Genomic DNA, 17,031 nt, shown 5'->3' on the forward strand with positions numbered 1-17,031 from the left:
CCAGGAAGGATGTGCTGAGTCCCGTCTGAAACTACGTGTGAATAATGAACAGACTAAATGGAATATGTCCTAAATTTGATTGAAAGCGTTGCATTAAAAATACTAGATCATTCAGGATGTTTAAGTATTAGTTAGGTGTGGATGATAGTGAGATGGTGTGGGGTATGTTTTCAAAAAAATAATAATTACTGTGTTCTTAACTTTAATAATATAAAAGGAAATAAAATATGCCATTAAGTTTTCCAAATGTATATTTAAATACCCATATGAGAATAGAGACATTACCCTCGGATATTCTCGACAGTATACGTAATGCAGCCAGACCTCCTGATGGCGCGACTGGGCCGACTGAAATACAGGTGCAACTACGTGATGCATTATACCTGGTACGTCATAGCCCCGACGAAGGAGCATTTGAGGTGGTTCCATGGCGTGAGCCGGGGCAGGTTTATAGTGATATTCGCAGGAGTTATCCAGAAAGGTTTAGCAATGCAGAAAGGTTGGCACGCCAATTAAATCGTACATGGAATATGCCTGCACCGCCTGCATCTTTAACTTTTTCTGAATCCCAGAACGCCAGATACCATTTTAATACTCAACCTGCCAACATAAGAGATTTATTACCTGTTAGGATTAATTTCTGTAGTTTTCAGGTTGAAGCAGGAAGTTTTGCATGTTCTGAAGAACATTTAACTTGTCCGATAACGCTGGATATTCCAACAAACGGTGTTTTTGTTAAAGTATCATCACAGTCAGATATTTGTTGCTTATTTGACAAAGAGGCATTCCTCAACCTGGTGTGTCAGGGATTAGAGCATCCTTTGAGTCGGGAGCCTATCTGTATGGGTATGATAGTTAGAAAAAGTGAATGTTTTTTTAATACCGAGCGTGATAAATTTACCTTAAAGTAGTGTCTGATTAAATATTATCAGATGAATATGAACTTTGTACGGACAGACGGAGGCCGCTGTCTTCACGGCTTACGAATTTGAGGGGTAAGAGACCCGGCGGGGAGAAATCCCCGCCGCCTCTGATGTGTCAGGTATCCTCAATGCACCCACATTCAACCCGCTCCGGCGGGTTTTTAATGTCCGGGAAATGAGCATGTCAAAAAATATCCATATTTATTAATAATGATAATTAGTAGTCTCCTATATATTCATGGTGAGAATGAAGGTGCTTTAAAAATGCTCAAGTTCGTTATCTATGGAGACACCGTGAAAAAATTAAATAAAACATTCACTTGTAAATATGCTGTTATTCGCCGTGATGACATGACAGTAATTGCTGAAATGGATTTTTTTCCTGACTGCAACAGGTCATTGATGTATCGGGATGGCCGCTATGTCCGGTTTCTGCCGTTGTTGCAAAATGACATCATGGGGAGCGATAGCCTGATTAATGAGCTGACTATCAGGGCCGGTTATCATGAATAATCATCCTTTGTTATACTCGTCTGTGGGCTGAACTCCCAATCTACTGCGCCACCGGAGAGAACGATGGCGCATTTACAACTGGTCAAGCAAACCTCATCAGGGCTTCTGCTCCCGGCGACGCCGGAGAGTGGGGATTTCCTGCGCTCAGTAAAAATCGGTGAGTGGATACACGCCGATTTTAAGCGTGTCCGCAACTACGCCTTTCATAAACGATTTTTTAAACTCCTTCAGCTTGGTTTCGACTACTGGACGCCAACGGGTGGCACGGTCACATCGCGGGAACAGAAACTTATCTCCGGGTTCGTTAATTTTCTTTGCGACTCCGCAGGCCAGGAATATACCCCGGCCCTTAACGAGGCGGCGGAACAGTACCTCCATAACGTAGCTACCCTGCGAACCGGGGACGTCGCCCTTCTTAAATCTTTTGATGCCTTCCGGGAATGGGTAACCGTTCAGGCCGGGTTTTATACCGGGCATTTTTATCCGGATGGCAGCCGCGGGCGCCGGGCGAAATCCATAGCGTTCGCCAGTATGGACGAAACCGAGTTTCAACAGGTCTGTAAAGCTGTGCTGAACGTCCTGTGGAACTGGATTCTGTTTCGTAAATTTTCCTCTCTGGAAGAAGTTGAAAATGTGGCCGCGCATCTGCTGGAGTTCGCATGAAAATGACATGGTTTCAGCATCCGGTGTGTACCACCGAAGAGGCGGATGAGCTGGCGGCGGGATACCGGCGCCGTGCCGCGCTGGTTGAGCGTTACGGTGAGGCGGCGGTGCTGGCACTCGAGAACAATAACACCCCGCACCGCTGGACGGTCGAGGAGCTGAAGGAAATCAGGCTCGCGGCTCTGGCGGATCTGCGTGCGCTAAAAAAGCTGGAGGCCGCATGAAACCAGAACTGATCGAGATACTCCGCATGCGCTGGTTGCGTCTCCGAATTTATCGATACCGGGGATCTTTTCCTGTGGCATACCGCATTCTTCGTAATTACGTCCGCATTGAAGCAAAACGGGAGCATCGAAATGAATCTTGAGTCCTTACCGAAATATTTTTCACCTAAATCCATGATGCCCGGCGCAGTACCATGCGGAATAACGTCTGATACGCTGACTATTACTGACGTAATGGCATCCCTCGGGCTACTTACTGCAAAAGCCGCAGTGGGTATTGAATTGTATCTTGCAAAAGCTGGGGTTTTATCTTCTGAAAATATCATCGCCTATATCAGGCTATTAGCAGAGCAGCGTGCAGAACGGCATGGGGCATTACGGAAAATGGAAGAGGGTAAGCGTTCAAAATTTCTCGACACTATGGCGCGTTATGTATTTCGCGATTATTCCCTCAGCGCGGCCAGCCTGGTGACGTGCAGTAGCTGTCATGGTGCTAAATTAATTGATGCTGAGGTTTTCACGAACAAGGTTACCTATCCGGATGGTAAGCCACCAAAATGGGTAAAAGATACGAAAGGTATTTCTCCGTCCGACTGGGAGGTGTGGAAATCAGTTCGTGAGCAGGTGCGCGTAGTGTGTAAGGCGTGTGATGGCAAAGGCCATGTGAAAAATGAATGTCGTTGCCGGGGACGCGGAGAAATTCTCGATAAGAAAAAATCTGAGTTGCAGGGCGTGCCGGTTTATAAAAAATGCCCAAGATGCAAGGGAAGAGGCTACCCACGTCTCAAAGATACCGAGATTTTTAAAGCACTAGGAGTAACGGAAATGGTATGGCGGTACAACTATAAACTGTTTTTCGATCGGCTGGTGGAGCATTGCCATATTGAGGAATCGTATGCAGAAAAGGTTCTGGGAAACGTGACTCGATGACCAAAATAATTTAGCTATTGCAAACTTAACGAAAAATGGCTAACCTGATTCCAACGATGGGTTATTATGCCTGTGACGTTACAAGAATTAAGAACCTCGCCTCGGCGGGGTTTTCTTTTATGGATTCCCGACGCCAATAAGACAAAGTGCGGGGAGTGATGCGGAGTCTACATGTTCCAGCCGACCGCAAAGCTCACACAGGCAGGACCACAATCTGATACCGCGATAGCTTTTGCTGATCGCGCCGGAGCGGTAACCGGCAACAATTTAAGCCTCGGTGATTGCCGGGGCTTTTCTGTTTGTGCCGTCCGGAATAATCCCTCTGAGTTTTGTCGTTGATCCACCGGGCGGCCTTCCTACTTCACACTGCGCCATCCGAGCTATCGGAGGTGAGGCTTATGAAAATGCACAACGATCCCCATTCAATGGACTCACAATCTATTTTTGCTGGCTCACAATTACTGCCAATGGAAAAAACTTCTCATTTGGCTCTGAGCGTCGGATTTCGCTCTCACTTAGCGTGAGTCCACGTCCGATTTCAGTTGCAGTTATTGTGAGCCAAAATTTGCGCTGATTGCGAGTCTGACTTTTTTCGATTGTGAGTCGTTACAGATAGCCGCCGGGCCAGACACCACAACGGTACCAGGTGGCGTTATGTGCTAGAAACCGAAATTCTTGAACATCTCATTACTACTCATATCGTTGGCTGGCGCACGGTTCATCGACTCCATCTGCTTGATCAACCCTATGCTAGCACCAACAGGCCCCCCGACGCTGAAACCGACGCTGCTGGAGCGGGTTTTGCTGGTGCTACTGCTGTGGGTTTGACTACGGGTGTTACAGTTGCTTTGGTGTGTCCGTGTGAGACCATTTTCGCTGAGCTGGCTATCTTCACTTTGGGTGCAGTTTCCCTGTGACTGGCTGTGACTGTCTCCTGTGGTGTGGTTGCGGCTATCCGTGTGCCACTCGCTATAGCCTCCCGCCGGCGCAATGATTCCGACCGATGTACCGTGGGTGGCATAGGGAGGCATGACCATGCCACTACAGCCACCGAGCAGTAACGCGGTGCCGACGATAAAAATGAACTTACCCAGAGCGGTGTTTTTCATTAGTTCCTACCTATTTCTTCTCGTTGGTTATTTCTATGCCCTGCCTTGGCAGGGCTCGCTATTATTCATTCTTCAACTGTGAGATCAAGTTATTTTAATTAAATCGGTATTATTCTTAATTGTGTTCTTTATGAATAAATATCCTCCGGCTATGCCGGAGGATATTTATTATTTCCCCTCATAACTGAGAGGCCCCACACAACCAGAGGGGGATGAATGTCCGAATCGATTTCTGGTACTGGGTTAGCAGGTGGCATCCTGACAGGAGCCAGTGTTTATGGACTGCTGACCTGTATTAGCTCAGACCTGAACTGGTTACTGTGTTGTAGCATCGTGGGATTTTGCATTTTTTGATGAGTGTCAATTACTAAATTCGTAGGCGATTCTTGGTGGTGATGTGTGACCCATCTCTTTTAAAATGATATTGGTATACTCGACTACCGGGCCTCTTGGATTACTGTCTTCTTTGTCCTGAAGGTGAGTCAACGCGTGTACAACTTCATGAATAAATGAGCGTGTTGTATCAAATGGTTGTGGGCCATCATTACTTTCATAACACTCTGGTATTGAATCATCGTCTGTATCATCCAGGTTGAGGGCAATCACTTTTCTGCCTTCTGAACTCTCCAGGTCTTCATCAGTTACGGTAGTACCAAAGTTTTCTCCGGCTCCCAGCAACCAGCGTTGTTCTACATCATGCAATTCCTGGTCGTAGGCATAATTCATCAGTCTGCGGAATGTCCCGCTTTGAGTGTATGCATCTTCAAGTATGCGTGATAGCACCTCACGGCATTCATCATAGGTATCATCATCAATTTCGATATCAGGGTCCATTCCTCCTGGTCCAGAGATAAGGTATTCAGCAAGACACATTGGTTCCAGCCTGGCTTTATCATCGGTAGCAAGACCATCATGTTGGAGGCGTAATTGCGAAGGATTATCTTGGTGTTCTGGAAGGTCTGGAAATACCTTGCTGTCATGAGGATGGGATAATCCATATGTTGACATCATATTATTGATAAATATTGGTTTAATTCCTGCTGGCATGATGAGTTACACATCCTTTTTATTACATGGAATTAACATTCTATAAATAGCATGTTTTTGTCAAACAGAATTCACTCAGCACGCAATCAATTAAGCTAAAAGCTAAATTTGCAGTATTTGTGCCTCACCTCCATTAAAATTGTACTCTGCGTGATTTTACTTTCAGATTCTGCAACCACAGGCAATCCTGTTTTACAAGATATTAAACCCTGCAACCCAACCATTTCACTCACTCTAGTTACCATCCGAAATCATCGGAGGTGAGGCTTATGAAAATGAATGACAAGACTCCTGAATTCTGGGCTGCGGTTTTGACCGGACTCAAAAATGCGTGGCCCCAGATACTTGGGGCGTTAATGGCCGGACTCATTGCCTACGGCCGACTGATATACGACGGCGCCACCCGTAAAAATAAATGGCTTGAGGGCGTCCTGTGTGGCGCTCTTTCCTTATGTGTCACCAGTGCGCTTGATGTGGTAGGCCTGCCGGTTTCCATTTCGCCTTTCGTTGGCGGAATTATTGGCTTTGTCGGTGTGGACAAGCTGCGCGAAATCGCAATTAGCGCACTCAAAAAACGTGCAGGGGTTAATGATGAGAATCAGTGAAAAAGGCATTACCCTAATCAAAGAGTTTGAAGGTTGTAGCCTGACAGCTTATCCGGACTCGGGAACGGGGGGAGATCCCTGGACGATTGGTTATGGCTGGACCCACTCTGTTGACGGTAAGCCAGTTAAGCCCGGAATGATGATTGACGAGGCTACTGCCGAGCGCTTGCTTAAAACTGGTTTAGTCGGTTATGAAAATGATGTGTCCAAACTGGTTAAGGTCAAGTTGACACAAGGCCAGTTTGATGCGCTGGTGTCGTTCGCGTACAACCTCGGCGCCCGGACATTATCCTCATCAACTCTGCTGCGGAAGCTAAACGCTGGTGATTACGCCGGCGCCGCTGATGAGTTCCTGCGCTGGAATAAGGCTGGTGGCAAAGTACTGAACGGGCTTACCCGTCGGCGTGAGGCGGAGCGTGCTCTGTTCCTGTCATGATGTTCAACTGGAAAACGATGTTTGTTGGCCTGTTGCTCGTCTCGCTAATTGTTGCCGGTCGGCTGGCAAATCACTACCGCAATAACGCTATCACTTACAAGTACCAGCGTGATACTGCTACTCACAACCTGAAGCTGGCGAACGAGACAATTACCGATATGACGAAGCGCCAGCGTGACGTTGCCGCCCTCGATGCAAAATACACAAAGGAACTAGCTGATGCACAAAACAGGAATACTGATTTGCAGCGCCGCCTTGCTGCTGGTAGCCGGGTGCGTGTCGAAGGACGCTGTACAGTGCCAACCACAACCACAACCAAAACCGCCAGTACCCGCCGCGTGGGCAATGCTGCCACCGTCGAACTCTCTCCAGTTGCTGGACAAAACGTTCTCGATATCCGCGCCGGAATCATCAGCGATCAGGAAAAACTGAAGTATTTGCAGGAGTACATCCGGACGCAGTGCAAATAAAAAATTCCCGCAGGAGGGAAAAGGAGCTTACCTGCGGGGGAGTTTCAGAAATGCATAAACATGACAATGTCTCTGGGTCTGCGTACTACCACATCGCGTTTTTATCGTACTGATATAAGCCAGTTTTCGTACACCTCAAAAACGTAACCAGACGCTAAAAACTGGTACACCTCATGAAATAACCCAGTGGCTGAAAAGTTTGGTGTTGGAACGAATCCCCTGACCAGGCTGGCATTTATTTTATCTGAATATTGACGCTGTATTTTTTCGCTTTGTTTTTACGGGCTTCATTACGTGTCTGAAGTACTCTCAGTTCGTATTTTCCGGACGCCGGTAGCGTGTACTGGCCATTGCCATCCAGTTCAGATGAATATCTGGACAGGTCAACGGAATCGCTAATTCCTGGCCCGAACAGGTAGGTATCTGCGCCTTCATTCGAAATACTTACATGTACTTTCTGCCCCTTTCTGGCCTGGAAGTTATATGTATCGTAATCGTATCCCTTTATTACGCCGGAATAGCGGGCGCTATTTTGTCCTTTATCGAATTCGACATTCACGTTTTTACCAGTTGCAAAGCCAGCTGAGGTTAGCAGTGCAAAAAGAAAAACAGTTTTAGCGATACTCTTGAATTTCATATGTAAGACCCTCAGTCAGCGTTAAAATGATTAATTGTTATATTGTAACAATAACTGTTCGGTTTTTTCCAGGGTCCTTTCCGGGAATTCTGCCTGTTACGGGGCGGCAGCGTCGCAGGATTTCACTCCTTATGAAAATTTTCAGGGAAAAGCCAGATCCGTTCTTCTTATCGTTTATTTCCTGTTTTTAAAGGTTTTTTTAGAAAAAAGAAAGGATCTGCTGGATAACGTTTTTAGTTAAAAACGAAGGTCGCAGATCCTTTCCTGTTTCCGGGAGACTTTTCCATGAACGTGAATAAAAAAAAACTGGCTGAAATTTTTGGTTGTGACGTCAGAACTGTCACAGCCTGGCAAAGCCAGGGGCTGCCACTTGTTTCCGGAGGAGGAAAAGGTAACGAAGCAGTGTTCGACACCGCGGCAGCGATTTCATGGTACGCGGAGCGTGATGCGTCTATTGAAAATGAAAAGCTGCGTAAAGAGGTTGATGATTTACGTGCCGCTGCGGAATCAGATCTTAATCCCGGCACCATCGACTATGAGCGCTACCGCCTGACAAAAGCCCAGGCGGATGCGCAGGAACTTAAAAATGCTGAGCGCGAAGGGCTGGTTCTTGAGACCGAATTGTTCACCTACATCCTGCAACGGGTGGCTCAGGAAATAGCAGGGATACTGTCAAGGGTACCGCTGGTATTACAGCGCAAATATCCTGATCTGTGCCAGTCGCACATCGATGTGGTCAGAACGGAAATCGCCAGGGCGTCAGGCAGGGCCGCCACGATAGCGGATGTGGAGAAGTGGACCGATGATTTCCGGAGAGCGCAGGGCGAATAATGCCAACAGAGCCATAACTAACGGGCTGATAGCGCTTCATATTCCCGTACCGCTTACCACCGTGCAGTGGGCTGATGAGTATTACTATCTGCCAAAAGAGTCCTCCTACACCCCCGGCAAATGGGAAACGCTGCCGTTTCAGGTAGCGATAATGAACGCGATGGGGTATGAACTGATCCGCGTTGTAAACCTCATTAAGTCTGCCCGCGTGGGCTATACCAAAATGTTGCTGGGGGTGGAAGGCTATTTCATAGAGCACAAGTCGCGCAACAGCCTGCTGTTCCAGCCGACCGACTCATCCGCTGAGGATTTTATGAAATCCCACTTGGAGCCGACTATCAGGGATGTTCCTGTATTGCTGGAGCTGGCCCCCTGGTTCGGGCGTAAACATCGTGATAACACGCTTACCCTGAAACGCTTTTCTTCCGGTGTCGGGTTTTGGTGCCTCGGCGGTGCAGCAGCCAAAAACTACCGTGAAAAATCGGTGGATGTGGTTTGCTATGACGAATTGTCATCTTTTGAGCCGGATGTCGAGAAAGAAGGTTCGCCGACGCTGCTGGGGGATAAACGTATTGAAGGTTCTGTCTGGCCTAAATCCATTCGGGGCTCCACACCAAAAGTCAAAGGGTCATGCCAGATTGAAAAGGCGGCAAATGAATCGGCGCATTTTATGCGTTTTCATGTACCGTGTCCGCACTGTGGCGAAGAACAGTACCTTAAATTCGGTGATGGCAGTACGCCGTTCGGTCTGAAATGGGAGAAAAGCAAGCCGGAGACGGTGTATTACCTTTGTGAACATAATGGATGCGTGATCCGTCAATCGGAACTTGATCAGAAAGCAGGCCGCTGGATTTGCGATAACACAGGCATGTGGACACGCGATGGACTGGCTTATTTCAGCGCGTCCGGTGAGGAGGTTCCGCCGCCACGATCCATTACCTTTCATATCTGGACGGCTTACAGTCCCTTTACCACCTGGATACAGATTATTTATGACTGGCTGGATGCGCTGAAAGATCCAAATGGTGTGAAAACCTTTATAAACACCACTTTGGGCGAGCCTTATGAAGAGGCGGTGGCCGAAAAACTCAGCCATGAGCTTTTGCTGGAAAAAGTGATTCATTATGCGGCGCCGGTTCCGGAGCGGGTGGTGTATCTGACCGCTGGTATCGACTCCCAGCGTAACCGTTATGAAATGTATGTCTGGGGCTGGGCGCAGGGCGAAGAGGCTTTCCTTATTGATAAGCAAATTATCATGGGACGGCATGATGATGAAGATACCCTGCAGCGTGTGGATGCCGTCATTAATAAAAAATATCGTCATGCTGACGGGACGGATATTTCCATTTCCCGTATCTGCTGGGATATCGGCGGTATCGATGCAGAAATCGTCTATAAACGCTCAAAAAAACACGGCATTTTCCGCGTGCTGCCTGTCAAAGGGGCCTCCGTTTACGGAAAACCCGTTATTACCATGCCTAAAAAACGCAACCAGAGCGGGGTATTCCTGTGCGAAATCGGTACTGATACTGCCAAAGAAATGCTTTACGCCAGAATGGGGGCGGTTGCTGCGCCTGCCGACGAAGCCACGCCTTATGCGATCCGCTTTCCGGATAATCCGGATGTTTTTACGGAGGTGGAAGCGAAGCAACTGGTAGCCGAAGAGCTGGTGGAGAAACTGGTTAACGGAAAATTCCGGCTGTTATGGGATGCCAAAGGACGTCGTAACGAAGCGCTGGATTGTCTTGTCTATGCCAGTGCAGCGTTACGGGTGTCTGTGCAGCGCTGGCAACTGGATCTGGAGGCGCTGGCGACATCAAGGAAAAGCGAAGAGCAGGATACCCCGACACTTGAACAACTGGCCGCAATGCTGGCAGGAGGAGTTAATGGCAACAATCACTGAGCTACAGGAAGCCCGCGTCGCGCTGCATGACCTGATGACGGGAAAACGGGTGGCGACGGTTCAGAAAGACGGGCGACGGGTTGAATTTACCACGACATCGGTGGGGGAGCTGAAAAAATATGTCGCGGAACTTGAGGCGTCACTGTGCAATGGTCGCCGCCGGGCACCTGTGGGGGTGAGACTGTGAAGCGCACCCCGGTTCTGGTGGATGTTCACGGCACGCCGCTGCGGGAAAGTCTGGGATACACCGGCGGGGGGATCGGTTTCGGCGGACAGATGGCTGACTGGATGCCCCCGGCGGAAAGCGTGGATGCCGCGCTGCTGCCTTCGTTGCGCCTCGGCAATGCGCGGGCTGATGATCTGGTCCGTAATAATGGTATTGCAGCAAATGCGGTGGCGCTGCACAAGGATCATATTGTCGGACACCTGTTTCTTATCAGCTATCGTCCAAACTGGCGCTATCTTGGTATGCGTGAGAGCGCAGCGAAGAGTTTTGTGGATGAGGTTGAAGCTGCATGGACAGAATATTGCGATGGTATTTTTGGCGAAATGGATGCCGAGGGGAAGCGTACTTTTACAGAGTTCATCCGTGAAGGCGTGGGCGTTCACGCCTTTAATGGTGAAATTTTTCTCCAGCCTGTCTGGGACGCTGAAACCACGCAGGTTTTCCGTACCCGATTCAAGGCTGTCAGTCCGAAACGGGTGGACACACCGGGGTATGCCCGCGGAAACCGCCAGCTTCGCGCAGGAGTGGAAACGGACCGGAATGGAAAAGCCCTCGCCTATCATGTCTGTGATGATGACTGGCCGGTGGCTGGTGGGGAACGCTGGACCCGTATTCCTCGTTTTCTGCCGTCCGGACGACCCGCGATGTTACATATTTTCGAGCCGGTTGAGGACGGACAGACGCGCGGTGCCAATCAGTTTTACAGTGTGATGGAGCGGCTGAAGATGCTTGATACCCTGCAGGCAACGCAGCTTCAGTCCGCGATTGTCAAAGCCATGTACGCCGCCACGATCGAAAGCGAACTCGATTCCGAGAAAGCCTTTGAATACATCACGGCGGCAGATAACAAAGATACGCCCCTTGTTAACATGCTCGCAAATTATGCCCGCTATTACAGTACCAACAGTATCAAACTGGGAGGTGTAAAAATTCCCCACCTGTACCCGGGTGATGAGCTGAATCTGCAGACTGCGCAGGATTCCGATAATGGCTTTTCGGCGCTGGAGCAGGCGCTGCTCCGGTATATTGCCGCCGGGCTGGGGGTCTCTTATGAGCAGCTTTCGCGTGATTATTCTCAGGTCAGCTATTCCAGCGCCCGCGCATCTGCCAATGAGTCCTGGCGCTATTTCCTGGGGCGGCGCCGGTTCATTGCCGGACGGCTGGCGACACAAATGTTTTCCTGCTGGCTGGAGGAGGCGCTGATACGGGGAGTTATCCGGGCACCCCGGGCCAGGTTTTCCTTCTGGGAGGCCCGATCCAGCTGGAGCCGATCGGAGTGGATTGGTGCCGGACGTATGGCGATTGACGGACTCAAGGAGGTTCAGGAAGCCGTGATGCGTATTGAGGCCGGGCTGAGTACCTATGAAAAAGAACTCGCCATTATGGGCGAGGATTACCAGGAGATATTCCGCCAGCAGGTCAGGGAATCCGAAGAACGGCGGACAGCCGGACTTTCGCGTCCGGTATGGATCACCGATACCTATCAACAACAGATCGCGGCGAGCCGTCAGACGGAGGAGGAAAAGCGTGCAACGTAATCTCCCGCACATCATCAGCCAGGCAACCAGTGCTCCGTTGCTGCTTGAACCCGCCTATGCGCGGGTTTTCTTTTGCGCGCTGGGCAGGGAGTCAGGCATTAACAGCCTGCACATTCCCGGTAATAACGAAAGTCTGGATCAGTCGGATATGGCACTGGTCACAGGCGATTTTATGGCGACCGGAAAGCCGCAGGCACGTTTTTATCAGGTAGTGAACGGTATTGCGGTATTACCCGTGACCGGAACACTGGTTCATAAACTCGGCGGAATGCGTCCCTTTTCAGGGATGACCGGCTATGACGGTATCACTGCCCGGCTACAACAGGCGGTTTCAGATCCGGAGGTAAAAGGCATTCTGCTGGATATTGACAGCCCCGGCGGTCAGGCTGCCGGGGCGTTTGACTGTGCTGACATGATTTACCGGATGCGCGAACAGAAACCTGTCTGGGCACTGGCAAATGAAACAGCCTGTTCGGCGGCCATGTTGCTGGCGGCAGCCTGTTCGCACCGCCTTGTGACCCAGACGTCCAGAATGGGATCAATTGGTGTGGTGATGGCGCATACCAGTTACGCCGAAAAACTGAAACAGGAAGGGATCGATATCACCCTTATCTATTCTGGCGCACACAAGGCTGATCTGACGCCCAGCCAGAAATTACCGGAAAGCGTCCATGCCGACTACCAGCAGCGAATGGACGAGGCCAGAAAGATGTTTGCAGAAAAAGTGGCCCGGTACACGGGGTTGTCTGTCGATGCGGTAATGGCGACGGAGGCGGCAGTGTATGACGGGCAGGCCATTATCACTACCGGACTGGCAGATGGAATGGTGAATGCTGCTGACGCCATCGGCGTGATGGCAGAAGCTATCAACAGTAACAAGACAGGAGGCACTATGCCTGAATTAAGTGCAGCTGACGCTGTCACGCAGGAAAACCAGCGCGTAATGGGAATTCTGGTTTGCCCGGAGGCCAGGGGGCATGAGGCACTGGCACAGATGCTGGCCGGGCAGCCGGGAATGAGCGTTGCTCAGGCGAAGTCTATTCTGGCTGCCGCCGCGCCGGCGGATACGACCAGCACCGCTGACCGTATGCTTGCCCTGGAAGAAGCTGGTGGTCGGGAAACACTCGCACAGACACTGGCGGCCATGCCGGAGATGACGGTGGAACAGGCCAGAACCATTCTGGCAGCATCGCCGATCGCTGCGGCAACGTCACTTTATGATGCCGTGATGGCGCTTGATGAGGCGAAAGGCCGTGAAGAGTTGGCGGAAAAACTGGCTGTCATGCCTGGTATGACCACAGATCAGGCCCGTGACCTGCTGGCTGCCGCGCCGGACAAATCCGGTAATGCGGGGCTGAGCATGAACAACGCATTTGATGCTTTCATGCAGTCTCATTCCCCGGACCCCGTATCCGGCGGCAAAGGCCACAGTAATGATACCGAAACGACGTTGTTGATGAGTATTCCCGGTACTTCAGCCACCTGATAAGGAGACAGTATGTCATTTACCACCACTATTGAGAAACGTGCGGATAACCGCATTTTCGCCGGTAACGATCCGGCACATACCGCAACGGGAGTCAGCGGGATAACGGCGGCCACACCGATGCTGACGCCCCTGATGCTGGATGATACCACCGGGAAACTGGTGGCCTGGGACGGGCAGAAGGCCGGAACGGCGGTCGGGGTTCTGGCCCTTGAGCTGGACGGGTCGGAAAACCTGCTGACGTACTGGAAGAGCGGCACCTTTGCCACAGAATCACTGGCATGGCCGAAGAGTGTGGATGCCATTAAGCAGGCAAATGCATTCGCCGGAAGCGCCGTCAGTCACGCCGCTTTACCGTAATAAGAAGGCCGCGAAGCGGCCTTTATCGTATTTAACGTCCGGAGGACACCATTTATGGGATTGTTTACCACCCGCCAGTTGCTGGGTTATACCGAGCAGAAAGTTAAATTTAATCCACTCTTCCTGAGCCTGTTTTTTCGCCGTACTGTGACATTTCCTACCCAGGAAGTCATGCTGGACAAAATTACCGGAAAAACACCGATTGCCGCTTATGTATCTCCGGTGGTTGGAGGGAAGGTTCTGCGTAACCGCGGCGGGGAAACGCGCGTACTGCGTCCGGGGTATGTCAAACCGAAGCATGAAGTTAACTATGCGCAGGTTGTTGAGCGTCTGCCGGGTGAAGACCCGGCCAGGCTTAACGATCCGGCCTACCGTCGTCTGCGCATTCTGACCGATAACCTGAAGCAGGAAGAGAAGGCCATCGTCCAGGTGGAGGAGATGCAGGCCGTCAGTGCGGTGCTGAACGGGAAATACACCATGCAGGGCGAGCAGTTTGACACCGTGGAGGTGGATTTTGGTCGCTCCGCCGGGAATAACATTATTCAGGCCACAGGTAAAAAATGGTCAGAGCAGGACAGGGAAACCTTTGACCCGACTTATGATCTGGATATGTACTGCGACCAGGCATCCGGTCTGATCAATATTGCCGTGATGGACGGGAAAGTCTGGCGTCTGCTGAACGGTTTTAAGCTGTTCCGTGAAAAACTGGATACACGCCGCGGTTCAAATTCTCAGCTGGAAACGGCGGTGAAGGACCTTGGGGCTGTGGTGTCGTTCAAGGGGTATTACGGAGATTTGGCCATTGTGGTGGCTAAAACATCCTATGTTGCTGATAACGGGACCGAAAAGCGTTACCTGCCTGAAGGGACTCTGGTTCTGGGAAATACGGCGGCAGAAGGTATCCGCTGCTATGGTGCCATTCAGGATTCACAGGCGCTCGCGGAGGGTATTGTTGCCGCCACCCGTTATCCCAAACACTGGCTGACGGTGGGGGACCCGGCGAATGAATATACCATGACGCAGTCTGCGCCGCTGATGGTCCTGCCGGACCCGGATGAGTTTGTCATTGTCACTGTCGGTTAAGCATCCCAAAAGGCCTGATTCAGGCCTTTATTGTTACAAATTGCGGGAGGATCTTTTATGGCAACAAAAGAAGAGAATATACAGCGTCTGCGGGAGCTTGCGACGCGGCTTGGTCGTGATCCGGATGTGTCCGGGAGCGCCGCTGAACTCAGCCAGCGTGTCATGGAATGGGAAGAGGAAGCGGAGGCGGAGCATTTGCCTGCTGTGGAAAATGACAGTGATGAATCCATAGTGCCGCCCGGGATCGGGCAAAGATCCGAACGGGTACTTATCAGGGCGCTTCGTACACTACACATCTGCGCCATCGATCCGGACAGTAACCGGGAACTGGATATGGTTATGGCGGGAAACCCGGCGCGTATTTCGCAACACGATGTGGACGAGCTGATTGCTGCAGGACTTATTATTGAACTGTAAGGGTGGCGATATGTCGCAGTCCGAAAACCTGTTTGATACCGCGATTTCTCAGGCTGATGATGCCATCCTCCGGGTGATGGGAACGGTAGCAACAATAACCTCCGGCGTTCTGGCTGGGGCCACGCTTACGGGCGTATTTGACGATCCTGAAAGTGTGTCGTATGCCGCCGGAGGTGTCCGGATTGAGGGGGACAAGCCTACATTTTTTGTCAAAACATCCCTGACAGTCCATCTGAAGCGCCCGGACACACTAACCATTCTCGGTGACACCTTCTGGGTGGATCGCATCACTCCGGCTGGTGGAGACAGCAGTATTATTCTGCTGGGCAGGGGGGAGCCGCCGACGGATAACCGGCGCAGGACGGGAGGAATGTTTGACTGCTCCCCGCCCTGAAGGACGGGGATTCCCACTTCAACGAGCCGAACCTAAGCCGCTTTGAGCGATTCAGGATTTACAGGCTCTCCGTGGGCTAACACTGCCAGCCCGGCAGCTTTGATATTACGTGCCGCGTTAACGTCCCTGTCGTGGTCAGTTCCGCACTCAGGGCACTGCCATTTACGAACATCAAGAGGCATTTTTTTCATGGTGAAACCGCAACAGCTACAGCGTTTTGAGGACGGGAAAAACTGGTCAATGGCGACTACTGACCGCCCGGCCCATTCGCCTTTGTACTGGAGCTGGCGCACAAGTTCGCCCCAGCTCGCGTCTGCTATCGCTTTGGATAGCGACGGGTTGCGGAGCATGTTCTTCACTTTCAGGGATTCGACGCAAACAACTTGGTTATCGTTAATCAGTTTGCGGGATGCCTTGTGCAGGGCATCCAGTCGGCAATCAGCAATTTTCGCGTGGAGTCGGGCCACCTTTAAGCGGGCTTTGGCGCGGTTCTTTGAGCCTTTGGCCTTTTTGCTTAACCGGCGCTGGAGTAGTGCCAGGCGAGCCGCGTATTTAGCGGTATGGCGGGGATTGCCGGACCTGAATCCGGTATCGGTGACGAACAAATCTTTTAAACCAACATCAATGCCGACCATTGAAGAGGTGATCGGCAGTGATGCGGATTCAAATTCGCAAAGGCACGAAACAAAGTACCGCCCTGCGGCATCTTTGGAAATGGTGACGGTAGACGGCACGGACGGCAGCGGACGACTCCAGCGCACGTCTAAGGGGATTTTGTTCTTTGCCATGTACAGCTTGCCGTCGCGGTATTTAAACGCGCTCGCAGTGAACTCAGCCGCCTGCTTGTGCCGTTTGCTTTTGAAAGCCGGATATGCAGCCCGTCCGGCGAAGAAGTTAGCAAAGGCGGTTTGTTGGTGGCGCAAAGACTGCTGGAGGGGAACGCAGGAAACGTCGTTAAGCCAGGCAAATTCCGGCTCCTTTTTCAGCGCCGTAAGGCGAGCGTTGGCCTGTAGGTAACCGATCTTTTCCTTTCGCTCGTAGTACGCATCGGTACGCCAGCGGAGGATGGAGTTGTAGACGAAACGCACACAACCGAACGTCTGAGCTAAAAGCTCAGCCTGCTCAGTCGTGGGGTAAAACCGGTATTTATATGCGCGTTTCATAGCCTCACATATTAAAGAGGAAAATGTGATTATGCAAAAGACAGTTAGCCGGAAAACCGCCTCCTTTCCTCCC

22 protein-coding genes and 1 pseudogene are annotated in these 17,031 nt (G+C 50.9%); 19 read left to right on the plus strand and 4 right to left on the minus strand.

The window, feature by feature from the left end; translation table 11 throughout:
- Positions 1-227: 227 nt before the first annotated feature.
- From NAZ64_RS15440 to NAZ64_RS15470, 7 genes and pseudogenes are all read left to right on the plus strand, one after another.
- Positions 228-911, plus strand: a complete 684-nt coding sequence (locus NAZ64_RS15440) for a T3SS effector NleG family protein (protein ID WP_001131212.1) — start codon at positions 228-230, stop codon at positions 909-911.
- A gap of 276 nt (positions 912-1,187) precedes the next feature.
- Entirely contained in the window at positions 1,188-1,436 is a 249-nt protein-coding gene (locus tag NAZ64_RS15445) for a hypothetical protein (protein WP_000911591.1), read from the plus strand.
- Positions 1,437-1,499: 63 nt separating this feature from the next.
- A complete protein-coding gene (locus NAZ64_RS15450) occupies positions 1,500-2,099 on the plus strand; it encodes a DUF1367 family protein (RefSeq protein ID WP_483640979.1) in 600 nt (199 codons plus the stop codon).
- Positions 2,100-2,170: 71 nt separating this feature from the next.
- A pseudogene (locus NAZ64_RS15455) lies at positions 2,171-2,323 on the plus strand (recombination protein NinG); the annotation flags it as partial.
- The gene (locus NAZ64_RS15460) at positions 2,320-2,466 is read left to right on the plus strand and encodes a YlcG family protein (RefSeq protein ID WP_001617856.1); all 147 of its coding nucleotides are present in this window, start codon (positions 2,320-2,322) and stop codon (positions 2,464-2,466) included. The pseudogene NAZ64_RS15455 and the gene NAZ64_RS15460, both read left to right, overlap by 4 nt.
- Positions 2,456-3,253: an antitermination protein Q gene (locus NAZ64_RS15465; RefSeq protein ID WP_001047630.1), complete on the plus strand. Its 798-nt coding sequence runs from the start codon at positions 2,456-2,458 to the stop codon at positions 3,251-3,253. Before NAZ64_RS15460 ends, NAZ64_RS15465 begins: the two co-directional genes overlap by 11 nt.
- 398 nt (positions 3,254-3,651) lie before the next feature.
- Entirely contained in the window at positions 3,652-3,777 is a 126-nt protein-coding gene (locus NAZ64_RS15470; protein WP_001534733.1) for a hypothetical protein, read from the plus strand.
- A gap of 135 nt (positions 3,778-3,912) precedes the next feature.
- Here the strand turns inward: NAZ64_RS15470 and NAZ64_RS15475 are convergent, their stop codons facing one another.
- Positions 3,913-4,362, minus strand: coding sequence for a lipoprotein (locus tag NAZ64_RS15475; RefSeq protein WP_000798706.1), 450 nt, complete (start codon positions 4,360-4,362; stop codon positions 3,913-3,915).
- 360 nt (positions 4,363-4,722) lie between these two features.
- Complete coding sequence (gene gtgA / locus NAZ64_RS15480; protein WP_001110788.1) at positions 4,723-5,409, minus strand: type III secretion system effector protease GtgA; 687 nt, start codon at positions 5,407-5,409, stop codon at positions 4,723-4,725.
- Between the two features lie 275 nt (positions 5,410-5,684).
- On the opposite strand from gtgA, the gene NAZ64_RS15485 reads away from it, so the two are divergent.
- Genes NAZ64_RS15485 through NAZ64_RS15495 form a run of 3 tightly spaced genes read left to right on the plus strand, consistent with a single transcriptional unit; the run spans position 5,685 to position 6,920 of the window.
- The gene (locus tag NAZ64_RS15485) at positions 5,685-6,014 is read left to right on the plus strand and encodes a phage holin, lambda family (RefSeq protein ID WP_001574216.1); all 330 of its coding nucleotides are present in this window, start codon (positions 5,685-5,687) and stop codon (positions 6,012-6,014) included.
- Positions 5,998-6,450: a lysozyme gene (locus NAZ64_RS15490; RefSeq protein WP_000984587.1), complete on the plus strand. Its 453-nt coding sequence runs from the start codon at positions 5,998-6,000 to the stop codon at positions 6,448-6,450. Before NAZ64_RS15485 ends, NAZ64_RS15490 begins: the two co-directional genes overlap by 17 nt.
- A 17-nt stretch (positions 6,451-6,467) precedes the next feature.
- Positions 6,468-6,920, plus strand: coding sequence for a lysis protein (locus NAZ64_RS15495; RefSeq protein ID WP_001533543.1), 453 nt, complete (start codon positions 6,468-6,470; stop codon positions 6,918-6,920).
- 235 nt (positions 6,921-7,155) lie between these two features.
- On the opposite strand, the gene pliG is transcribed toward NAZ64_RS15495, so the two are convergent.
- Positions 7,156-7,557: a g-type lysoyme inhibitor PliG gene (pliG, locus tag NAZ64_RS15500; protein ID WP_000669693.1), complete on the minus strand. Its 402-nt coding sequence runs from the start codon at positions 7,555-7,557 to the stop codon at positions 7,156-7,158.
- A 285-nt stretch (positions 7,558-7,842) separates the two neighbouring features.
- On the opposite strand from pliG, the gene NAZ64_RS15505 reads away from it, so the two are divergent.
- From NAZ64_RS15505 to NAZ64_RS15545, 9 genes are read left to right on the plus strand one after another with little or no spacing between them, the layout of a single operon-like run.
- A complete protein-coding gene (locus tag NAZ64_RS15505; RefSeq protein WP_001102153.1) occupies positions 7,843-8,388 on the plus strand; it encodes a terminase small subunit in 546 nt (181 codons plus the stop codon).
- Positions 8,360-10,291: a phage terminase large subunit family protein gene (locus NAZ64_RS15510; protein ID WP_000623086.1), complete on the plus strand. Its 1,932-nt coding sequence runs from the start codon at positions 8,360-8,362 to the stop codon at positions 10,289-10,291. Before NAZ64_RS15505 ends, NAZ64_RS15510 begins: the two co-directional genes overlap by 29 nt.
- A complete protein-coding gene (locus NAZ64_RS15515; RefSeq protein WP_000201416.1) occupies positions 10,275-10,478 on the plus strand; it encodes a phage head-tail joining protein in 204 nt (67 codons plus the stop codon). The genes NAZ64_RS15510 and NAZ64_RS15515 overlap by 17 nt, the downstream gene beginning before the upstream one ends.
- On the plus strand, positions 10,475-12,055 hold the full coding sequence (locus tag NAZ64_RS15520; RefSeq protein WP_000831820.1) for a phage portal protein: 1,581 nt from the start codon (positions 10,475-10,477) through the stop codon (positions 12,053-12,055). Before NAZ64_RS15515 ends, NAZ64_RS15520 begins: the two co-directional genes overlap by 4 nt.
- On the plus strand, positions 12,045-13,541 hold the full coding sequence (locus tag NAZ64_RS15525; RefSeq protein ID WP_001189495.1) for a S49 family peptidase: 1,497 nt from the start codon (positions 12,045-12,047) through the stop codon (positions 13,539-13,541). Before NAZ64_RS15520 ends, NAZ64_RS15525 begins: the two co-directional genes overlap by 11 nt.
- 12 nt (positions 13,542-13,553) lie before the next feature.
- On the plus strand, positions 13,554-13,901 hold the full coding sequence (locus NAZ64_RS15530) for a head decoration protein (RefSeq protein ID WP_000011260.1): 348 nt from the start codon (positions 13,554-13,556) through the stop codon (positions 13,899-13,901).
- 54 nt (positions 13,902-13,955) lie between these two features.
- Entirely contained in the window at positions 13,956-14,984 is a 1,029-nt protein-coding gene (locus NAZ64_RS15535) for a major capsid protein (protein WP_000522566.1), read from the plus strand.
- 57 nt (positions 14,985-15,041) lie between these two features.
- Positions 15,042-15,401 (plus strand): DNA-packaging protein FI, encoded by a 360-nt coding sequence (locus NAZ64_RS15540; protein ID WP_000201486.1) that lies wholly within the window; start codon positions 15,042-15,044, stop codon positions 15,399-15,401.
- Between the two features lie 10 nt (positions 15,402-15,411).
- Positions 15,412-15,795, plus strand: coding sequence for a head-tail joining protein (locus NAZ64_RS15545; RefSeq protein ID WP_000083292.1), 384 nt, complete (start codon positions 15,412-15,414; stop codon positions 15,793-15,795).
- Positions 15,796-15,827: 32 nt separating this feature from the next.
- On the opposite strand, the gene NAZ64_RS15550 is transcribed toward NAZ64_RS15545, so the two are convergent.
- Positions 15,828-16,958, minus strand: coding sequence for an RNA-guided endonuclease InsQ/TnpB family protein (locus NAZ64_RS15550; RefSeq protein WP_000817265.1), 1,131 nt, complete (start codon positions 16,956-16,958; stop codon positions 15,828-15,830).
- Positions 16,959-17,031: the final 73 nt, after the last annotated feature.

It is taken from the genome of Salmonella sp. A1325, assembly GCF_056991255.1.

Coding starts and splice junctions, on each gene's coding strand:
- NAZ64_RS15540 (WP_000201486.1), top strand. CDS start 15,042: ATGGCAACAAAAGAAGAGAATATACAGCGTCTGCGGGAGCTTGCGACG.
- NAZ64_RS15475 (WP_000798706.1), bottom strand. CDS start 4,362: ATGAAAAACACCGCTCTGGGTAAGTTCATTTTTATCGTCGGCACCGCG.
- NAZ64_RS15470 (WP_001534733.1), top strand. CDS start 3,652: ATGAAAATGCACAACGATCCCCATTCAATGGACTCACAATCTATTTTT.
- NAZ64_RS15485 (WP_001574216.1), top strand. CDS start 5,685: ATGAATGACAAGACTCCTGAATTCTGGGCTGCGGTTTTGACCGGACTC.
- NAZ64_RS15535 (WP_000522566.1), top strand. CDS start 13,956: ATGGGATTGTTTACCACCCGCCAGTTGCTGGGTTATACCGAGCAGAAA.
- NAZ64_RS15515 (WP_000201416.1), top strand. CDS start 10,275: ATGGCAACAATCACTGAGCTACAGGAAGCCCGCGTCGCGCTGCATGAC.
- NAZ64_RS15505 (WP_001102153.1), top strand. CDS start 7,843: ATGAACGTGAATAAAAAAAAACTGGCTGAAATTTTTGGTTGTGACGTC.
- NAZ64_RS15495 (WP_001533543.1), top strand. CDS start 6,468: ATGTTTGTTGGCCTGTTGCTCGTCTCGCTAATTGTTGCCGGTCGGCTG.
- pliG (WP_000669693.1), bottom strand. CDS start 7,557: ATGAAATTCAAGAGTATCGCTAAAACTGTTTTTCTTTTTGCACTGCTA.
- NAZ64_RS15445 (WP_000911591.1), top strand. CDS start 1,188: ATGCTCAAGTTCGTTATCTATGGAGACACCGTGAAAAAATTAAATAAA.
- NAZ64_RS15450 (WP_483640979.1), top strand. CDS start 1,500: ATGGCGCATTTACAACTGGTCAAGCAAACCTCATCAGGGCTTCTGCTC.
- NAZ64_RS15530 (WP_000011260.1), top strand. CDS start 13,554: ATGTCATTTACCACCACTATTGAGAAACGTGCGGATAACCGCATTTTC.
- gtgA (WP_001110788.1), bottom strand. CDS start 5,409: ATGCCAGCAGGAATTAAACCAATATTTATCAATAATATGATGTCAACA.
- NAZ64_RS15465 (WP_001047630.1), top strand. CDS start 2,456: ATGAATCTTGAGTCCTTACCGAAATATTTTTCACCTAAATCCATGATG.
- NAZ64_RS15440 (WP_001131212.1), top strand. CDS start 228: ATGCCATTAAGTTTTCCAAATGTATATTTAAATACCCATATGAGAATA.
- NAZ64_RS15550 (WP_000817265.1), bottom strand. CDS start 16,958: ATGAAACGCGCATATAAATACCGGTTTTACCCCACGACTGAGCAGGCT.
- NAZ64_RS15490 (WP_000984587.1), top strand. CDS start 5,998: ATGATGAGAATCAGTGAAAAAGGCATTACCCTAATCAAAGAGTTTGAA.
- NAZ64_RS15545 (WP_000083292.1), top strand. CDS start 15,412: ATGTCGCAGTCCGAAAACCTGTTTGATACCGCGATTTCTCAGGCTGAT.
- NAZ64_RS15460 (WP_001617856.1), top strand. CDS start 2,320: ATGAAACCAGAACTGATCGAGATACTCCGCATGCGCTGGTTGCGTCTC.
- NAZ64_RS15510 (WP_000623086.1), top strand. CDS start 8,360: ATGATTTCCGGAGAGCGCAGGGCGAATAATGCCAACAGAGCCATAACT.